Source organism: Halorubrum miltondacostae (genome assembly GCF_041379815.1).
Taxonomy (GTDB): Archaea; Halobacteriota; Halobacteria; order Halobacteriales; family Haloferacaceae; genus Halorubrum; species Halorubrum miltondacostae.
The window spans coordinates 451,615-467,533 of record NZ_JBEDNY010000001.1 but is presented as its reverse complement, the minus strand read 5'-3'; the positions used below and the strand labels follow the sequence as shown (position 1 = coordinate 467,533).

The window sequence follows — 15,919 nt, the reverse complement described above, 5'->3', positions numbered from 1 at the left end:
TGGACCGCGGGGGACTTCGCGGTTGGGGTGGCGGCGCGCGAGCGCGAGTCCGCGGCGAGCGAGGGCGGCGACGGTCCGGGCTCGCGCGGCGTCGGGAACCGGCCTCTCGCCCGTCCATCCACCCGAAAGCGACCCGTTAAGTGGCCGGCGACCCTACCCGGATTCATGCCAGAGGCCACGGATCTGGAGGAGCTGAAGCGGGGGACCGAGCTGGTCAAGCGCGGCTTCGCGCAAATGCAGAAGGGCGGCGTCATCATGGACGTCGTCAACCGCGAACAGGCCCGCATCGCGGAGGACGCCGGCGCGGTCGCCGTGATGGTCCTCGAACACGTCCCGGCCGACATCCGGAAGCGCGGCGGCGTCGCCCGGATGCCTGACCCCGAGCGCGTCCCGGAGATCATCGACGAGGTCTCGATCCCGGTGATGGGGAAGTCCCGGATCGGCCACCGCAAGGAGGCGGAGATCCTGGAGGCGCTCGGGATCGATATGATCGACGAGTCCGAGGTGCTCACGCCCGCCGACGACGAGTACCACACCGACAAGCGCGACTTCACGTCCCCGTTCGTCTGCGGGGCTCGGAACCTGCCGGAGGCGCTCCGCCGCATCAACGAGGGCGCGGCGATGATCCGGACGAAGGGCGAGGCCGGCACGGGCGACGTGAACCAGGCCGTCAAACACCAGCGCACGATCAAAAACCAGATCCGGACGCTCACCGGGCTCAACCACGAGGAGCGCGAGAAGTGGGCCCGCGAGCACGGCGCGCCCCGCGACCTGGTCCACGAGACCGCCGAGGCCGAGCGCCTCCCGGTCGTCAACTTCGCCGCTGGCGGCATTGCGACGCCCGCCGACGCCGCGCTGATGATGTACCACGGCTGCGACGGCATCTTCGTCGGCTCCGGCGTGTTCGGCGCGGAGGACCCCGAGGCGATGGGCACCTCGATCGTCGAGGCCGTCAACAACTGGGACGACCCCGAGGAGCTCGCCCGCATCGCGAGCGGCAGCGGCAAGGGGATGAAGGGCCAGTCCAACGAGGACATGAAAGAGGAAGAGAAGCTCCAGGGCCGCGGCGTCTAAGGGGCGTTTCGGACAACGAGACGATTTTTTGCGAACGAAACTGCGGTGACGCGTGCGACTCCCAGCCCGGCGGCCGCTCGGCCGTTAGCTCAGCTCCGCAGCGCCTCGACGGGGCGCTCGTTGGCCGCCTTCCACGCCGGGTATGCGCCGCTGACGATTCCCACGCCGACGCCGAACACGAGCGCCAGCAGGAGGTAGTAGGCGTTCGTGCGATCGATCACGAGCGCGGCGTCGACGGCCGACGTCGCGAGGACAAGCCCGGCGACGAGCAGGACCGTCAGCAGGGTGCCGGCCGCCGCGCCGGCCGCGCCGATCAGCCCGGCCTCGGCGAGGAGGACGCGCAACACGTCGCGGCGCGTGACGCCGACCGCGCGCATCACCCCGATCTCCTGGCGGCGCTCGACGGTGCTCATCAGCATCACGTTGAGGATCGAGACGCCGGCGACGACGAGCGAGATCGCGCCGAGCCCGAGCAGGAACGTCGACAGCAGGTCGAAGAACTCGTTGATCTCGTCGACGAGGGCGGCCAGCTCGAAGAGTTCCACCCGCTCCTCGCGGGCGTTCACCGCCTCGCGGATCGCGTCGGCGGCCGCGCGGGCCTCGGCCCCGGTGTCCGAGACGACGAGCGCCTGCGCGTAGCCGTCCGCCGAGAACGCCGACTCGGGGAGGAACACCGCGTCGTCGGGCGCGACCGGGCTGAACGTCTGACTTTCGACTAGCACGGCGATCACCCGCACCTGTGAGCCGGCGATCTCGACGGTGTCGCCCGCGCCGGCGTCCAAGTCCTCGGCGATACCCGCGCCGAGGATCGCCCCCTGCCGGTGGCGCTCGGGGAGCCGCCCCTCCGCGGCCTCGTACGCCAGCGCGGGCTCTTCGACCCCGTACACGGTGGCGAACGTCTGGTCGCCCTGTCTGGCGACGGTGGCGCTGTCGGAGTACAGCGGGACGACGGCGGGGCCGTCGACCGCGCGGCGGATCGAGGCGACGTCCGCGTCGGACAGCGACTCCACGCCGGCGTCGTTGTTCGGCGAGACGACCACCTGCGTCCCGATGTCGCCGATGGCGTCGTCCGCGCCCAGCGCCAGCACGTTCCCGAAGATGCCGAGCGCCGCGACCGCGAGGACGCCGATACAGACGCCGAGCACGGCGAGAACCGTCCGCACGCGGTTCCGTCGCAGGTTCCGCGACGCCATCGACACCGCGGGCCCCCAGCCGCGCAGCCAGCCGGCGAGCCCGTCCGACCGTCCGGCCGAACCGTCTCGACTCATCGCCCGCACCCCGTCATCGCTCGCCACCCGCGTCCGTCGCCGCCGTCTGACGGCCGCCGCGGCGAACACGGCCGCTGCGCCGGGCGTCGTCGCCCGCGTCGGGGTTCGGCCCCGGACTGTCGTCCGCGTCGTCCGCCGGGATCCCCCCGGTCAACATGCCGTCGGTGAGGTCCACGACGCGGTCGGCGTACTCCTCGACGAGCGGGTCGTGCGTGACCGCGATGACGGCGACCCCCTCGGACTTCACGCGCTCGAACTCGCCGAGGATCGACTCGCCGGTCTCCGTGTCGAGGTTCCCGGTCGGCTCGTCGGCCAGCAGGACCGCGGGCTCGTTGATCAGCGAGCGGGCGATGGCGACGCGCTGTTTCTGCCCGCCTGAGAGCTCGGTCGGCTCGTGGTCGAGTCGCTCGCCGAGGCCGAACCGTGCCAGCAGCTCGGCGGCCCGGTCGCTCGCGTCGCTCGGGTCGAACGCCGTCGGCAGCGCGACGTTCTCGACGGCCGTCAGCGTCGGGAGCAGGTGAAAGTCCTGGAAGACGAACCCGATCGACTCCTTCCGGGCCTGCGTGCGCTCGCCGACCGAGAGGCTCGTCACGTCGGTCCCGTCGAGCAGGCGCTGCCCGCTCGTGGGGTCGTCGAGCAGCCCCAACACGTTGAGCAGCGTCGACTTCCCCGAGCCGCTGGGGCCGACCACGGCGACGAACTCCCCCGGTCGCACCGCGAAGTCGACGCGGTCGAGCGCGACGACCGGCTCGTCGCCCCCACCCGGGTAGCGCTTGACCACGTCCCGGAGCTCGACGGCGTAGCCGGACGCGGTCGGTCCGTCCGGCGCGTCGGGGTCGCTCACGGCGCCGGGCCGTCGCGCCGCCGTCCGGTCGAGCCGCCGATCCGTCCGGTCCGGACCGCGACGCCGAGCGCGCCGACGAGGCCGACGAGCGCGAGGCCGCTGGCGGCCGCGCCCGCGGCTCCCAACCCGCCGGTTCCGATCCGTCCGAGCGTGCCGCCGGCTTCGTCGTCGTCGCCGTCCGACTCGGGGGCCGCGACGTTCAGCGTCTCCGTGTACCGGACCCCGCGCTCGGTGTAGGAGACCCGGACCGGGATCGTCTCGGCCGTCGAGGCGTTGACCGCGGTCGTCAGGTCGAAGCCGACGAAGTCGCTCGCGCCGAGGCTCCCGACGAAGTACTCGCCGCCGGCGGGCGTCGGCGCGACGCCCGGCGTGTCGCCGATCGAGACGATCGTCCCGGTCATCTCGCCGGTCCCGGCGTTGCCGAGGTTGGCGTCGACGACGACGCCGTCCGCGGTCTCGCGGAGCGTCACGTCGGTCACGGTCGGGTCGGCCTCGCTGACGGGGTACGTCACCGTCGACTCCGCGGTGCGGTCGGCGCCGTGGTCGTCGAGCCGATCGGTGTCGGCGCGGAACGCGGCGGTGACGGTGACCGCAGAGCGCCGGTCGAGCGGCCCGAGGTCGACGATCACGCGGCGCTCCTCGCCGGGCGCGACGTCCTCGACGACGAACGGGCCGACAGAGACAGTCCGCTCGTCGCCGTCGACGGCGGTGCCGACGGCGCGGAGGCTGACGCGGTCAGCGGTCGTCGTCCCGGTGTTGACCACGGTCACCTCGACCGGTGAGTCGGCGATCGGCGGCGACTCGCCGTCACTATCGCCCGCGTCGAGGCCGCCCCCGCCGCCGAAGATGCCCTGGATGCCGCCGACGCCGAGGTCGCCGGTCGCGCTCTCGCCGTCGTCGTCGCTCCGGAGGTCCTCGGGGTCGAGCGCGCGAGTCCGCAGGTCGAGCGCGACCTGCGTCGGCCGCACGTCGAGCACGGTGTCGCGGCTGACGGTCACGAACTCGCCGGTGGTCGACTGGTTCGCGACGGCCTCGACCGTGAGCCGCTTCTCCCCGGGCTCGTCGAACGTCGTCCAGAGCGTCGCGTCGAGCGAGTCGCCCGCCGAGAGGGCGCCGACGCCCGAGACGCTGTCGAGCACCTCGCCGTCGGCGTCGCGGACGCGGACCTCGGTGACGTTCGCCGCCGCGTCGCTGCCGCCGGAGTTCGAGACGGTGACGTTCAGTGCCGTCCGCTCGCCGACGGTCGGGTCGCTCGGGGACGCGCCCACCGCGCCGACGGTGATCCGCGCGTCCGGTACCGCCGTCGCCCCGCCGATCGCGAACGCGCCGCCGACGGTCGCCACGAGCAGGATCGCGGCCAGCAGCGCGGCTGGGTTTCGTATGGGAGTCAAAGTCAATATCATTAGACGACCTGCGTGGTTATATCCGTCGCCGACGGAAGCTGACGGCCGTTCTGTGCCGTTCGCGCCGAAGGCGAAACCGCTGGCCGGCGGTCGCCGCCGGTCGGAACCCGCGGCGCCGGCGGCGCTCCGAGACGTACCGGTTACGGTTGCTTTTTCAACGGCCCGACGTAAGTGAGGGTAATGAGTGAACGCGACACCGCGCGAGCGGGGGATCGACGATGATGGGTAACAACGACCAGCAGGCGTACGACCGCGGCACGTCGCTGTTCTCGCCCGACGGACGCATCTACCAGGTCGAGTACGCACGCGAGGCGGTCTCGCGCGGCGCGCCGAGCGTCGGGGTCCGGACGACGGACGGCGTCGTCTTCGTCGCGATGTCTCGGCCCTCCTCGTCGCTGATGGAGGCCGAGAGCATCGAGAAGCTGCACAAGCTCGACGACCACGTCGGCACCGCGAGCGCGGGCCACGTCGCCGACGCGCGCCAGCTGATCGACCTCGCGCGCCGACAGTCGCAGGGGAACCGCCTGCGCTACGGCGAGCCCGTCGGCGTCGAGACGCTGACGAAGTTCATCACCGACCACATCCAGGAGAACACCCAGCGGGGCGGCACGCGCCCGTACGGAGCGGCGCTCCTCATCGGCGGCATCGACGACGGCGAGCCGCGCCTGTTCGCGGCCGACCCGTCGGGCACGCCCAACGAGTGGAAGGCGACCGTCATCGGCGGCGGCCGGCAGGACATCCAGGGCCACCTCGAGGAGGAGTGGAGCGACGACCTCTCGCTGGAGGACGGCATCGAGCTGGCCGTCGCGGCGCTGGCCGCCCACGACGACGAGTTCGAGCCCTCGGACCTCGCGGTCGCGTCCGTGACCGAGGCGGACGGCTACCGCACGGTCCCGCTGGAGGAGGTCGAGACCGCGTTCGAGGCGGCCGGCCTCGACGCCGACGACGAGGACGGCGACGTCGGTGACGACGAGTCCGACGCGGACGAGTAGCGACCCAGCCTCGACCACCGCCGGCGTCGTCCGGCGGCCTGCGCGGAATTGTATATCCCACACACAATACTTTTAGCGACAGGACCCCATAGGGCAACTGTAAGATGCCCGATTCGATGTCCGAACAGCTCCAACGGGACATGGAGTGTGAGGGGTTACTCGAGTGTTTCCACGGCCTGAAGCAGTTGGACAAGGACTGCTACCGGTCGCTCGTGTCGGCCGAGGAAGCGCTCACGATAGACGAGGTCGCTGAACGCGTCGACCGCGAGCGCTCGACCGCCTACCGCGCGGTCCAGCGCCTCCTGAACGCCGGCTTCATCCAGAAAGAACAGATCAACTACGAACAGGGCGGCTACTACCACGTGTACAGCCCGACGGACCCGTCGCAGATCGCCGACGACATGCAGCGCATGCTCAACGACTGGTACGCGAAGATGGGCCAGCTCATCGGCGAGTTCGAGGAGAAGTACGACCGTCCGGAGCAGGTCGCCGTCACCGCCGAGAACTGACGCGCGGACCGCGACGCCGGTCGCCGCCGGCAGCCGGAGCGAATGCTGAGTTCCCATATCCCTTTCTGTTATCTGTATTGTACAATAACCCCAATAGTATATGTTTCAGTCGCGCGTACGGTCGGGCATGGACACGACCATCGCCGTCCTCGACGCGTCGGTCGGAGAGACCCCGGCCGAGTCGAACCTCCGCCGCGAACTCGGTGCCGACGTCACGGTGTACAAGATCAGTGACGGCGCGTTCCCGCCACCGGTGGCGTCGTCGAGCTGGCGGTTCGACGGCGTCGTCATAAGCGGCTCGCAGACCTCCGTGTACGACGACCGCGACTGGATCCACGAGGCGACCGAGCGGCTCCGCCGGATCGACGAGGCCGACGTGCCGATACTCGGAATCTGCTGGGGCCACCAGTTCCTCGCGCAGGCGCTCGGCGGGCGCGTCGTCGACATGGGCGAGTACGAACTGGGGTACGAGTCGATCACACGCCTCGGCGAGGACCCGCTGTTCGCCGGCGTTCCGGAGACGTTCACGAGCTTCGAAACCCACTCAGACCGGGTCGCCGAGGTGCCGCCCGGTGCGGTCACTCTCGCGGAGAACGAGGTGGGCGTTCAGGCGTTCCGGCTGGGGAGCGCCTACGGCGTCCAGTTCCACCCGGAGTACGACCGACAGACGGCAGAGTGGGTGACGGAGGGGAAGGACCTCCCGAACGCGCGGATCCGGTCCGTCATGGACGGCATCACGGACGAGCGCGTCGCCGAGGCCGAGGCGGTGACGGCCGTCTTCGACAACTTCCTCGACATCGCGGAGCGCCACCAACCCGTTCGACGCCAAGAGTAACCGGGCGAGCCGGGGTCCCGACGGTGCGAGCCGCGCCGAGCGGGCTCGGGATCGGCCGGCGGCGTTGTCTCTCCGACACAAGTGTGTCGCGCCCGTCGAGTGGGTGTTCGCCCGCTTGGCCGAAGCCTGGCGCGCGCGCGTCGCACCGCTCGGCGTGGGTTTTTGCGACCGGAACGCCGATCGCGGGTGATGGCACGAGAGTCGGTCACGCACCGCGACGGCCACGTGTACGAGTTCGGTCCGGAGATGGAGCCGGTGTACGAGGCCGCCGACGGCGAAGCGGTGACGATAACGACGATTGACAGCCTGAACGGCGCGATCCAGCGCGACGACGATCTGCTTGAGGAGATCCCCGAGGAGGTAAACGCCGCGACGGGTCCGATCGCGGTGGCCGGCGCGAGCCCGGGCGACGTCCTCACGGTCGATATCGAGGCCGTCCGCGTCGCGGAGGACCGCGGGCGCGTCGTCACCACGCCCGGGTTCGGCCTCCTCCACGACGACCCCGAGATCAAGCACCCGGCGACGCGGATCACCGAGGTCGACGGCGACGACCCCGCCGACGGCGCGGGCGACCGGATCGACTTCGAGGGGATCGACGTGCCGATCGAGCCCGTTATCGGGACGATCGGCGTCGCTACCGACGGCGAGACGATCTCGACGCTGTCGCCCGACGACCACGGCGGAAACCTCGATACGACCGACGTGACCGCCGGGACGACCGTCTACTTCCCCGTCTTCCAGTCGGGCGCGATGCTGGCGATGGGCGACGCGAAGGCGGCGATGGCCGACGGCGAGATGTGCGGGACCGGCGCGGAGATCGCGGTCGAGGTCGACGCGACGCTCTCCGTGATCGACGACCCGGCCGTACCGCTGGATCGGCCCCTCCTCGACACCGGCGACGCGGTGAAGACGGTCGCGAGCGCCGAGACGCTGGAGGAGGCGGTCGAACTAGCGAACCGCGACATGCTCGGGCTGCTGGCGCACCACCACGGCTTCTCACGCACCGAGGCGTACCTCTTCTCCAGCCTCGTCGGCGGCTTAGAGATCAGCCAGGTGGTCGACCCGCAGGTGACGGCGCGGAACGCCGTGCCGAGCGAGTACCTCTCGGTCCCGTTCTGAACCCGAGAGAAGCGGTCTCGCCGCCGAGTCGTCCACCGCGCCCGCGCTCGCCGCCGGGGCCCCTTCGCGTCCGTCGGGGGCGTCAGCGCTCCGACCGCTCGGCGAACCGACGCGCGGCGTCGCTCAGGCCGGCGTCGGCCGTCGCCTCGTCCTCGTCGGCATCGGCGGCGTGGGCGGCCGCCGCATCCCGATCGAGGTCCGCGGCGGTCCTGTCATCCGCGGCGAGCGAGTCGTCGCCGTCGGCCGCCGCCGTCCTCTCGGTGCGGTCCTCGCCGGATCGGTCAGCCGCCTCCCCAGCGGGCGGCTCGCCGACGTCGGCCGGGTCGGCGTCCGGCGGGTAGCTCAGCTCCGCGGGCGGGACGAAGACAGTCTCGACGGCGCGGACGATCTCGTCGACCTGCGCCTCATCGAGCCGGTCGGCGTACGCCTCGCGGACGAGGTCCGGGACCGCGTAGGCGTAGTGCCCGCGGCCGGCGTGGCGGATGAGCCCCGCGCGGCGAATCGGTCGGTGGCGGCTGTAGGCGTGGCCGGAGTCGCCGTCGCCGCCGGCGTCGATGTGGGCCGCGACGGGGTCGCTCGCGCCCTCGCGCCGGTAGTGGCGGAGCATCCCGCGGGAGAGCTCCGGGAGCGCCTCGATCCGCGAGCGGAGCTCCTCGATGACCGCCTCGCGGGTACCGAGCTCGATCGCGTCGTCGAACCGGAGCGCGCTCTCGGCGACGTCGTCGCGGGTGACCGGATCGACGTCGTCCGGCGGCCCCGACGCGGACTCGGCCGCGGCGTCGGGTGTTAGAGGTTCGGCGTCGCCGGAGACGGGAGCGTCGGAGTCGTTGTCGACGGCGTCGGGCGCTGACTCCGGACCCCTGGTTCCCGAGGCCGAGTCGGCCTCGGAGCCGCCGTCCGCGGCCGATTCCGCCGCGTCGCGCTCGGTCGCGGCGACCGCCTCGTCGTACGACTTGAGCACCGACTGGTCGGCGTCGTCGCCGTCGTCGCCGTCTCCCGCCGGCCGGCCGGCGCTCGCCGCGGGCGGCCCGCCGCCGCGGTACGGGGCCTCCGCCTTGCCCAGCAGCGCCTGCGCGAACTGGTCTGCCATGTTGCTCAGGTCGCGGGCCTCCTCCAGCTCGCGTTCGAGGTCGTCGATCCGCCGGTCCTTCTTCTCTAACTCCTGTTTGAGGTCGGCGATCTCGGACTCGCGGCGCTCCTTCTCCTCGGAGATCGACTCGAGCTCGCCGACGAGGTCGCTGGAGACGGACTTCAGTTCCGGGCGCTCGAAGTCGTCCAGCCCGGGCGTCGCACCCGCGTCGAACGTCTCCTTCCGGTGGAACTGGATCCGGCGGATCGACTCGTCCCAGTCGGTCATCAGGAACGCCTCGCCGTCGCCGAGGTCCTCCACCGCGCTCGCGTACTTCGAGCCGAGGATGCGCCCGACCACCTTCGTGTCGTTGTCCCAGGTGAGCCGATGCCAGCAGAGCCAGTCGCACTGGGTGATGAAGTCCTTTTTCACGTCGGCCGGGCGCTGGCTGATGCCGACGATGCCGAGCCCGTGTTTCCGGCCGCGCTTGCCCACCTTGATCAGCATCTTCCCCGTCTCGTCCATCCCGCCGCCCTCGGGGATGTACTCGTGACACTCCTCGATCACGAGCAGGAAGGGCTTCTTCATCCGCTTCTCCTTCGCGAACAGCTGTTTGACGACTTCCAAGAGGAGCTCGTTGGCGGTGTCCTCCTCGAGGTAGCCGGAGACGTCCAAGATGATCGGGACGTTCTGCTCTAAGGCCAGCGCCGCGATCTTTTCCGCGTGTTCGGGGGAGACGACGATATCGCACTCGTCGTCCGCGCCGGCGTGGAGGATCTCGTACTCCTCTTTCAGCCCGTAGTACTCGCCGTCCGTGTCGACGATGAGGACCGGGAAGCCGCTGTCGAGCAGGTTCTCGATCACGACCGAAGCGGTGTTGCTCTTCCCGGAGCCGCTCTTGCCCGTAATAAAGGACCGACCGGTGAGGACGTCGACGACCGGGAGTTCGACCGGCGACCCCGGCTCCGCCGTCGCGTCGCCGCCGATCCCCTCGCTGACGTCCGCGACGTGGATCGTCTCTGCCTCGCTCATACCCGTGAGAGGTGGCGCCCGCCTCATAAACCATCGCCTCGCTCACCGTCCGGGGTTGTCGGTCGCGGGCGGGCCGCGTCCCGCGGTCCGCAAGACGTATGCCGCCGCCGGGAGTGCGGCCGCGTATGGACACCGAAAACGCCCTCCTGAACGCGCTCATCGGCGCGATCGCGACGGCGGTGCTGTCGTTCACCGGCGTCTCGCCGCTGCTCGGCGGCGCGCTCGCCGGCTACTTGAACGAAGACGACGGGCTCCGGGTCGGCGCGATCTCCGGGGCGATCGCGTCGATCCCGGTCGTCGGACTGCTCCTGCTCGTGCTCGTGTTGTTGCCGTTCTTAGGCCTCTTCGGGTTCCTGCTCGAAGTCGGGATCGCGGCCGGCGGCGTCGTGGTCTTCGGCGCGATCGTCGTGATCGGCGGCGTCGCCTACACCGTGGTGTTGAGCGCGCTCGGCGGCCTGATCGGCGTGTACGCGAAAGAAGAACTGTAAGGGCCGCGCGTCGCGAAGTCAGTGCTCGCCGCCGGTGCCGCGCCGGTCGGAGTCGAGGTCGATGTCGAGGTCGTCGAGAAGCGCCTCGGCCTCGGCCCGCTTCTCCTGGTGGTCTTCGAGAAACTCGGCCATCAGCTCGGCCGCCTGCTCCTTACACCCGCCACAGAGGCGCTCACCGTTGACGCACTCGGCGTACACCTCCTTGGTGAGATCGTCGTCGTCGCCCGCGAGCAGGTAGGCGTACAGCTCGTAGACGGGGCACTCGTCGGCCTCCCCGCCGAGCTCGCGCTGCTCCTCGGCGGTGTCGCGCCCGCCGGTCGTCGCCGCCTTCACCTTGTCGTAGCCGTCTTCGGGGTCGTCGAGCAGCGAGATGTGGCTCGCCGGGATCGATGAGGACATCTTGCCGCCGGTGAGCCCGGTCATGAACCGGTGGTAGATCGAGGAGGGTTGCCGGAAGCCGAACCCGTCGTGGTCGATCTCGACCTCCCGCGCGACGGACTCGGCCTCGCCGCGGGTGAGGTCGAACGCGTCGACGTGGCCCTCGAACACGCGCTTTTCCCCCTCCACGGCCTCGATCAGCGCCTCGAACGCCTCGTCGGTGGCGTTGCGGTCGAAGAACCGCACGCGGGGGCGGAGCGGCTCCTTGCCGCCGGCGCGGAGCTTGTCGAGGACGGTCCCCTTCGCGGCCGCGAGGTCGACGCTCTCGCGGTCGCTCTCCGGCGGCTCGTAGTGGGCGAGCCACTCGGCGGCCGCCTCACAGCGCACGTCGGTCTCGGCGGTGTCGGCGTCTTCGGCGTCGCCGTCGCCGCTCGGGGCCGCGAGCGCGTCGTACGCCGCCCGAACCAACTGCCGCTCGTCGTCGTCGAGCTCGAAGGAGGCGAACGCCTCAGTCACCTTGAAGTAGCGCACGCGGGTCGCCAGGTCGCGGGTGAGCCGAACGTGCGGGTCTTGGTCGGGGCCGACCGGGATCACCGTCGGCTTCGGCTCGTCGACGAGCTGCGGGTAGAGGATGTCCGCGGTCTGGGTGATCACGCTCTGCATGTGCGAGATGTTCGTCTCGCCGTCGAAGCCGTAGATCGCCTCGAACTCCGAGAAGTTCGCCTTCGAGCCGAGTTCGAACCCCAGGTCCTGGACCTCGCGGTTGTCGGACTGGCGGTACAACTCACCGTCCTCGGCGTCGAAGCCGAGCGCGAGCAGCGAGAGGAGGTAGTTGCGGGCGTGCTCGTCGATCTCGTCCCACGACATCCCGCGCGCGGAGTGCGCCTCGAGGTCGGCGATGAGCCCGAAGGCGTCGCCGCCCATCCGCTGGTGGTAGATCAGCTCGTCGAACACGAGCTTGTGGCCGATGTGCGGGTCGCCGGTGGGCATGAACCCGGAGAGCGCCGCGAACGGTTCGTCGTTCGCCATCGCCTCCGCGACCGCGTCGTACTCGCGGTGGCCGAAGATGACGCCGCGGCGCATCAGGTAGTGCGGGTCCGGCACGTCATCGTCGACCTCGTCGAACGCCTCGATGCCGAACTCCGCGAAGAGGTCCGCGTAGTCCCCGACCGACGCCGACCCCCACGGGTCGAGCGCGACGTCCTCGGTCGGCTCGTCCGCGCGCTCGGTCCCGCCGTCCGTCCGAGGGGCGGCCGGGTCGGTCGCAGCGTCGCCGCCGCGCCTGTCGCCCGGCAGGGTCGCGCCCTCGGGGGTGTCCTCGTCCATACCAACCCTCCCGTCGGTCGACGCAAAAACCGTTCGCTTGCGCGGGACCGGTTGGCACAGTGTGTCGGCCGACCGCCGAGGTCACTCCGCGTGCGGCACCAGCCGCGTCGCGGTCGCCTTCCACCGGAGCGACACCGGATCGTCGGGAGCGAGACCGAGCCGATCGACGCTCTCGGCGGTGATCAGCGCCGCGACCTCGACGGCGGCGTCGTCCGTCGCTTCCCGGTCGACCGGTTCGACCGCGACCCGAACCGTCGACACCGTCTCGCCGGAGTCGATGCGGGAGACCCGGCCGGTCAGGCGGTTCCGGGCGCTCGTGGCGTCCGGGTCGACCGCGTTAGTCGCGTCGTTGACGGTGACCGCGTCCGCGCCGATCCGGACCTGAACCGGATCGCCCACGGCGACCGCGTCCCTCCCGCTCCCGCCGTCGGCCCCGTCGTCTCCCTCGCCCCCGCCGTCGTCCTTGCCGTCCCCGCCGTGAAGGCCGGAGAGCGCCCCGACCGCGGTGTCGACGACCGCGATCTCGCCGTCGATCGCCTCGACCGTCCCGCGGAGGACCGTCTCGGGCACCGACGCCGTCGCCGCGAGGACGGCCTGAAGCCGGTCGTAGCGGTCGAGGAGCTCTCGGGCCGACCCAGCGAGTCGGCTCCCGCCGCCCCCCTCACCGCCGCGGTGACGATCGACGAGGGTTCCGTAGGCCCCCTCCAGCGTCTCGATCCGCGAGAGGGCGCGTGCTCGGGACCGACCCAGCGCCGATGCGGCACCCGCGACCGACCCCGTGGCGTCGACGGCGCGTAAGAGCGCGGCGTCGCGGCCGTCGAACTCCACGCCGCCCTCGATGAGCGCGGCGCGCCCCCGACCCGCGGCCGCGTCCGGACCGGTCGTGTCGCTCATGCCTGGAGGGTGTGTCCGGGCCGTGTTGGGGGTTTCGACACGGCGGCAACCCCCAAGCCCGAGCGCCTCGATCCGGCGTTCGGGGCCGTGACGCAACTTATATGTCGTGTCGACCCACCGTTGTATCTATGCCGATACAACGACGGAAGTTCGTGGCCGCGCTCGGTGCGGGAACGATCGTGGGTACGGCGGGCTGCTCGTCGACCGGCGGGAGTGACGGCGGCGACGGGAGCGACGGCGGCGGCAGCGGCGGGAACGGGACCGCCGACGGGACGCCCTCGGTCGCCGGGGAGACGTTGACGCTCACGACGACGACGAGCACCTACGACACGGGGCTGCTCGACGAGATCCACACGGGCTTCGAGGAGATGTACGGCGTCACGGTCGACGCCGTCGCCCAGGGGACCGGCGCGGCCCTCGAGACCGCACGCAACGGCGACTCGGACATCGTGATGGTCCACGCCCGCGGGCTCGAGGACGAGTTCATGCGCAACGGGTACGGGATCAACCGTCGGGACCTGATGTTCAACGACTTCGTGATCGTCGGGCCGGCGGACGACCCGGCGGGGATCGAGGGGATGGGTTCCGCGACCGAGGCGCTGACGACCATCGCCGAGGCGGGGGCGTCGTTCGTCTCCCGCGGCGACAACTCGGGGACGCACACGAAGGAGCTGAATCTCTGGGACGCGGCGGGCACGGACCCCGGCGGCGACTGGTACCAGGAGACCGGCACCGGCATGGGCGAGGCGCTCAACGTCGCCAACCAGCAGGGCGCGTACACGCTCTCTGACCGCGGGACGTTCATCTCGCAGCGCTCCGAGATCGACCTCACGATCCTCGTTCAAGGCCCGATCGAGGGCGGGCCGGAGATCCTCGCGAACCCGTACGGCGTCATGGCGGTCAACCCCGGCGTCCACGAGAACGCCAACTACGACCTCGCGATGGCGTACATCGGGTGGATCACCAGCCCGGGCGTCCAGAGCGCCATCTCCGAGTACCAGGTGAACGGCGAACAGCTGTTCTTCCCGGAGGCCGTCTCCGAGGACCCCGACTTCGGGCAGTACGTTCCGGAAGGCTGGAGTAGCGACGACTCCGACGCGTAAGCGTGCCGCTCGAACCGGTCGCACAGCTGGCCCCCGCCCTCCTCGACGCGGGCGCGGGCCCCGCAACGTCCTTGTTCGGCGCCTCGTTCAGGGAAGGGTACGTCGGGAGCATCATCGCGGTCTCGCTGTACGTGAGCCTCACCGCGGTCACGCTGAGCACGCTCGTCAGCGTCCCGGCCGCCGTCGCGATCGGCCTCACGGAGTTCCCCGGGAAGGGGTTCGTGAAGTCGGTCGTCAACACGGGGATGGGGTTCCCGAGCGTGGTCGTCGGGCTCCTCGTCCTGTTCGCGGTCTCGAACCAGGGGCCGCTAGGGTCGTTGGAGCTCATCTTCACCCGCGAGGCGATGATCATGTCGCAGTTCGTCCTCGCGACGCCGCCGATCACGGCGATCAGCCTCGCGGCCGTGAGCGGCGTCGACGACGGGGTCCGGGACGCCGCCCGCGTCCTCGGCGGGACCCGCGTCGACGTGGCGCTGGTCGTGATCAAGGAGGCGCGCTACGGGATCGCGACCGCGGTGTTGGCCGGCTTCGGCCGCGCGATCAGCGAGGTCGGCTCCGTGCTGATCGTCGGCGGGAACATCACGAGCGCGGACGGCATCTCGAAGACGCGGACGCTGACGACGGCCATCCAGTTGGAGGCGCGGCAGGGTCGCTACGAGACCGCGATGGTCCTCGGCGCGGTGCTCGTCGCGCTCGTGTTGATTGTCAACGCCGTCGTCGTCCGCTTCGGCGACCGCGGGGTGGCCGGCTGATGCGGGGGGAGGTGACTGACTGATGCTCCGCGCGACGAACATGTCGCAGTCGTACGGCGACGAGACGGTGTTCCGCGACCTCACGGTCGATGTTGGCGCGGGCGAGGTCGTCGCCGTCATCGGCCCCTCCGGCGTCGGCAAGACGACGCTGCTGCGGACGCTCGCGCTCTCGCTGGAGCCGGACGAGGGCACGGTGACGCTCGACGGGACCGACCCGTGGGCGGCCGACGAGACGGAGCGGCTCGCGCTGCGCCGCCGGGTCGGCATGGTGTTCCAGGAGGCGAGCCTCTTCGACGGGACGGTCGCCCGCAACGTCGAGTACGGGCTCCGCGTCCGCCGCTCGTGGAGCGAGCGGCTCGCCTCGCTGGTCCGACTGAACGGGGCCGCCGACGCGGTCCGCGAGTCGCTGGACGTCGTGGGGTTGGCCGATAAGACCGACCAGCCGGCCGACTCGCTCTCGGGCGGCGAGGCCCAGCGGGTGTCGTTCGCCCGCGCGCTGGCGTACGAGCCGGACGTCCTGCTGCTCGACGAACCCACCTCCGACCTCGACCCGCGCAACACCGCGGTCATCGAGGACGCCGTCGGCGAGGCGAGCGACAGGGAGATCGGCGTCGTCGTCGCGACCCACGACATGCATCAGGCCGAGCGGGTCGCCGACCGCGTCGCGGTGCTGCTGGACGACGGGATCACGGAGGTCGGGCCGACCGAGGAGATCTTCGAGGACCCCGCAGACGAGCGAACCCGGAAGTTCATCTCGGGCGAACTGGTGTACTAATATCGCGAAAGCGGGGGAAGCCGGTCGGATTCCGGCGGCCTGACGTGGCTGACCGACG

General features: G+C 70.9%; 15 protein-coding genes. 9 read left to right on the top strand and 6 right to left on the bottom strand.

Annotated features, from left to right (window positions below; genetic code table 11):
• Positions 1-165 precede the first annotated feature (165 nt).
• A complete protein-coding gene (pdxS, locus tag ABNG04_RS02505; RefSeq protein WP_371159760.1) occupies positions 166-1,074 on the top strand; it encodes a pyridoxal 5'-phosphate synthase lyase subunit PdxS in 909 nt (302 codons plus the stop codon).
• A gap of 89 nt (positions 1,075-1,163) precedes the next feature.
• On the opposite strand, the gene ABNG04_RS02500 is transcribed toward pdxS, so the two are convergent.
• From ABNG04_RS02500 to ABNG04_RS02490, 3 genes are read right to left on the bottom strand one after another with little or no spacing between them, the layout of a single operon-like run.
• On the bottom strand, positions 1,164-2,342 hold the full coding sequence (locus tag ABNG04_RS02500; RefSeq protein ID WP_371159758.1) for an ABC transporter permease: 1,179 nt from the start codon (positions 2,340-2,342) through the stop codon (positions 1,164-1,166).
• A 13-nt stretch (positions 2,343-2,355) separates the two neighbouring features.
• The gene (locus ABNG04_RS02495; RefSeq protein ID WP_371159756.1) at positions 2,356-3,186 is read right to left on the bottom strand and encodes an ABC transporter ATP-binding protein; all 831 of its coding nucleotides are present in this window, start codon (positions 3,184-3,186) and stop codon (positions 2,356-2,358) included.
• Positions 3,183-4,589: a CARDB domain-containing protein gene (locus tag ABNG04_RS02490; RefSeq protein WP_371159755.1), complete on the bottom strand. Its 1,407-nt coding sequence runs from the start codon at positions 4,587-4,589 to the stop codon at positions 3,183-3,185. The genes ABNG04_RS02495 and ABNG04_RS02490 overlap by 4 nt, the downstream gene beginning before the upstream one ends.
• 218 nt (positions 4,590-4,807) lie before the next feature.
• Between ABNG04_RS02490 and psmA the strand changes: the two genes are divergently transcribed.
• The 4 genes from psmA (at position 4,808) to ABNG04_RS02470 (ending at position 8,044) form a co-directional block, all read left to right on the top strand.
• Complete coding sequence (psmA, locus tag ABNG04_RS02485; RefSeq protein WP_371159753.1) at positions 4,808-5,581, top strand: archaeal proteasome endopeptidase complex subunit alpha; 774 nt, start codon at positions 4,808-4,810, stop codon at positions 5,579-5,581.
• Positions 5,582-5,685: 104 nt separating this feature from the next.
• A complete protein-coding gene (locus ABNG04_RS02480; protein WP_297885473.1) occupies positions 5,686-6,090 on the top strand; it encodes a helix-turn-helix domain-containing protein in 405 nt (134 codons plus the stop codon).
• Positions 6,091-6,217: 127 nt separating this feature from the next.
• Positions 6,218-6,925 (top strand): type 1 glutamine amidotransferase, encoded by a 708-nt coding sequence (locus tag ABNG04_RS02475; protein WP_371159751.1) that lies wholly within the window; start codon positions 6,218-6,220, stop codon positions 6,923-6,925.
• 189 nt (positions 6,926-7,114) lie between these two features.
• Entirely contained in the window at positions 7,115-8,044 is a 930-nt protein-coding gene (locus ABNG04_RS02470) for an acetamidase/formamidase family protein (protein ID WP_371159749.1), read from the top strand.
• A gap of 82 nt (positions 8,045-8,126) precedes the next feature.
• Here ABNG04_RS02470 and ABNG04_RS02465 read toward each other — a convergent pair whose 3' ends face one another.
• Positions 8,127-10,145, bottom strand: a complete 2,019-nt coding sequence (locus tag ABNG04_RS02465; RefSeq protein ID WP_371159747.1) for a helicase HerA domain-containing protein — start codon at positions 10,143-10,145, stop codon at positions 8,127-8,129.
• A gap of 125 nt (positions 10,146-10,270) precedes the next feature.
• Between ABNG04_RS02465 and ABNG04_RS02460 the strand changes: the two genes are divergently transcribed.
• A complete protein-coding gene (locus ABNG04_RS02460; RefSeq protein ID WP_371159745.1) occupies positions 10,271-10,633 on the top strand; it encodes a DUF5518 domain-containing protein in 363 nt (120 codons plus the stop codon).
• Positions 10,634-10,651: 18 nt separating this feature from the next.
• Here the strand turns inward: ABNG04_RS02460 and ABNG04_RS02455 are convergent, their stop codons facing one another.
• Positions 10,652-12,337: a tryptophan--tRNA ligase gene (locus ABNG04_RS02455; protein ID WP_371159743.1), complete on the bottom strand. Its 1,686-nt coding sequence runs from the start codon at positions 12,335-12,337 to the stop codon at positions 10,652-10,654.
• An 81-nt stretch (positions 12,338-12,418) separates the two neighbouring features.
• Positions 12,419-13,231, bottom strand: coding sequence for a TOBE domain-containing protein (locus ABNG04_RS02450; RefSeq protein WP_371159741.1), 813 nt, complete (start codon positions 13,229-13,231; stop codon positions 12,419-12,421).
• 128 nt (positions 13,232-13,359) lie between these two features.
• Between ABNG04_RS02450 and ABNG04_RS02445 the strand changes: the two genes are divergently transcribed.
• The 3 genes from ABNG04_RS02445 to ABNG04_RS02435 are packed head-to-tail and all read left to right on the top strand — an operon-like array spanning position 13,360 to position 15,861.
• Positions 13,360-14,334: an ABC transporter substrate-binding protein gene (locus ABNG04_RS02445; RefSeq protein ID WP_371159739.1), complete on the top strand. Its 975-nt coding sequence runs from the start codon at positions 13,360-13,362 to the stop codon at positions 14,332-14,334.
• Between the two features lie 2 nt (positions 14,335-14,336).
• Positions 14,337-15,086: an ABC transporter permease gene (locus ABNG04_RS02440; RefSeq protein WP_371159737.1), complete on the top strand. Its 750-nt coding sequence runs from the start codon at positions 14,337-14,339 to the stop codon at positions 15,084-15,086.
• A gap of 22 nt (positions 15,087-15,108) precedes the next feature.
• Positions 15,109-15,861 (top strand): amino acid ABC transporter ATP-binding protein, encoded by a 753-nt coding sequence (locus ABNG04_RS02435; protein ID WP_371159735.1) that lies wholly within the window; start codon positions 15,109-15,111, stop codon positions 15,859-15,861.
• Positions 15,862-15,919 lie beyond the last annotated feature (58 nt).

What these genes read in the sequence shown, in the direction of transcription:
- pdxS (WP_371159760.1), top strand. Translation starts at nt 166, where the DNA reads ATGCCAGAGGCCACGGATCTGGAGGAGCTGAAGCGGGGGACCGAGCTG.
- ABNG04_RS02500 (WP_371159758.1), bottom strand. Translation starts at nt 2,342, where the DNA reads ATGAGTCGAGACGGTTCGGCCGGACGGTCGGACGGGCTCGCCGGCTGG.
- ABNG04_RS02490 (WP_371159755.1), bottom strand. Translation starts at nt 4,589, where the DNA reads ATGATATTGACTTTGACTCCCATACGAAACCCAGCCGCGCTGCTGGCC.
- psmA (WP_371159753.1), top strand. Translation starts at nt 4,808, where the DNA reads ATGATGGGTAACAACGACCAGCAGGCGTACGACCGCGGCACGTCGCTG.
- ABNG04_RS02480 (WP_297885473.1), top strand. Translation starts at nt 5,686, where the DNA reads ATGCCCGATTCGATGTCCGAACAGCTCCAACGGGACATGGAGTGTGAG.
- ABNG04_RS02475 (WP_371159751.1), top strand. Translation starts at nt 6,218, where the DNA reads ATGGACACGACCATCGCCGTCCTCGACGCGTCGGTCGGAGAGACCCCG.
- ABNG04_RS02470 (WP_371159749.1), top strand. Translation starts at nt 7,115, where the DNA reads ATGGCACGAGAGTCGGTCACGCACCGCGACGGCCACGTGTACGAGTTC.
- ABNG04_RS02465 (WP_371159747.1), bottom strand. Translation starts at nt 10,145, where the DNA reads ATGAGCGAGGCAGAGACGATCCACGTCGCGGACGTCAGCGAGGGGATC.
- ABNG04_RS02460 (WP_371159745.1), top strand. Translation starts at nt 10,271, where the DNA reads ATGGACACCGAAAACGCCCTCCTGAACGCGCTCATCGGCGCGATCGCG.
- ABNG04_RS02455 (WP_371159743.1), bottom strand. Translation starts at nt 12,337, where the DNA reads ATGGACGAGGACACCCCCGAGGGCGCGACCCTGCCGGGCGACAGGCGC.
- ABNG04_RS02450 (WP_371159741.1), bottom strand. Translation starts at nt 13,231, where the DNA reads ATGAGCGACACGACCGGTCCGGACGCGGCCGCGGGTCGGGGGCGCGCC.
- ABNG04_RS02445 (WP_371159739.1), top strand. Translation starts at nt 13,360, where the DNA reads ATGCCGATACAACGACGGAAGTTCGTGGCCGCGCTCGGTGCGGGAACG.
- ABNG04_RS02435 (WP_371159735.1), top strand. Translation starts at nt 15,109, where the DNA reads ATGCTCCGCGCGACGAACATGTCGCAGTCGTACGGCGACGAGACGGTG.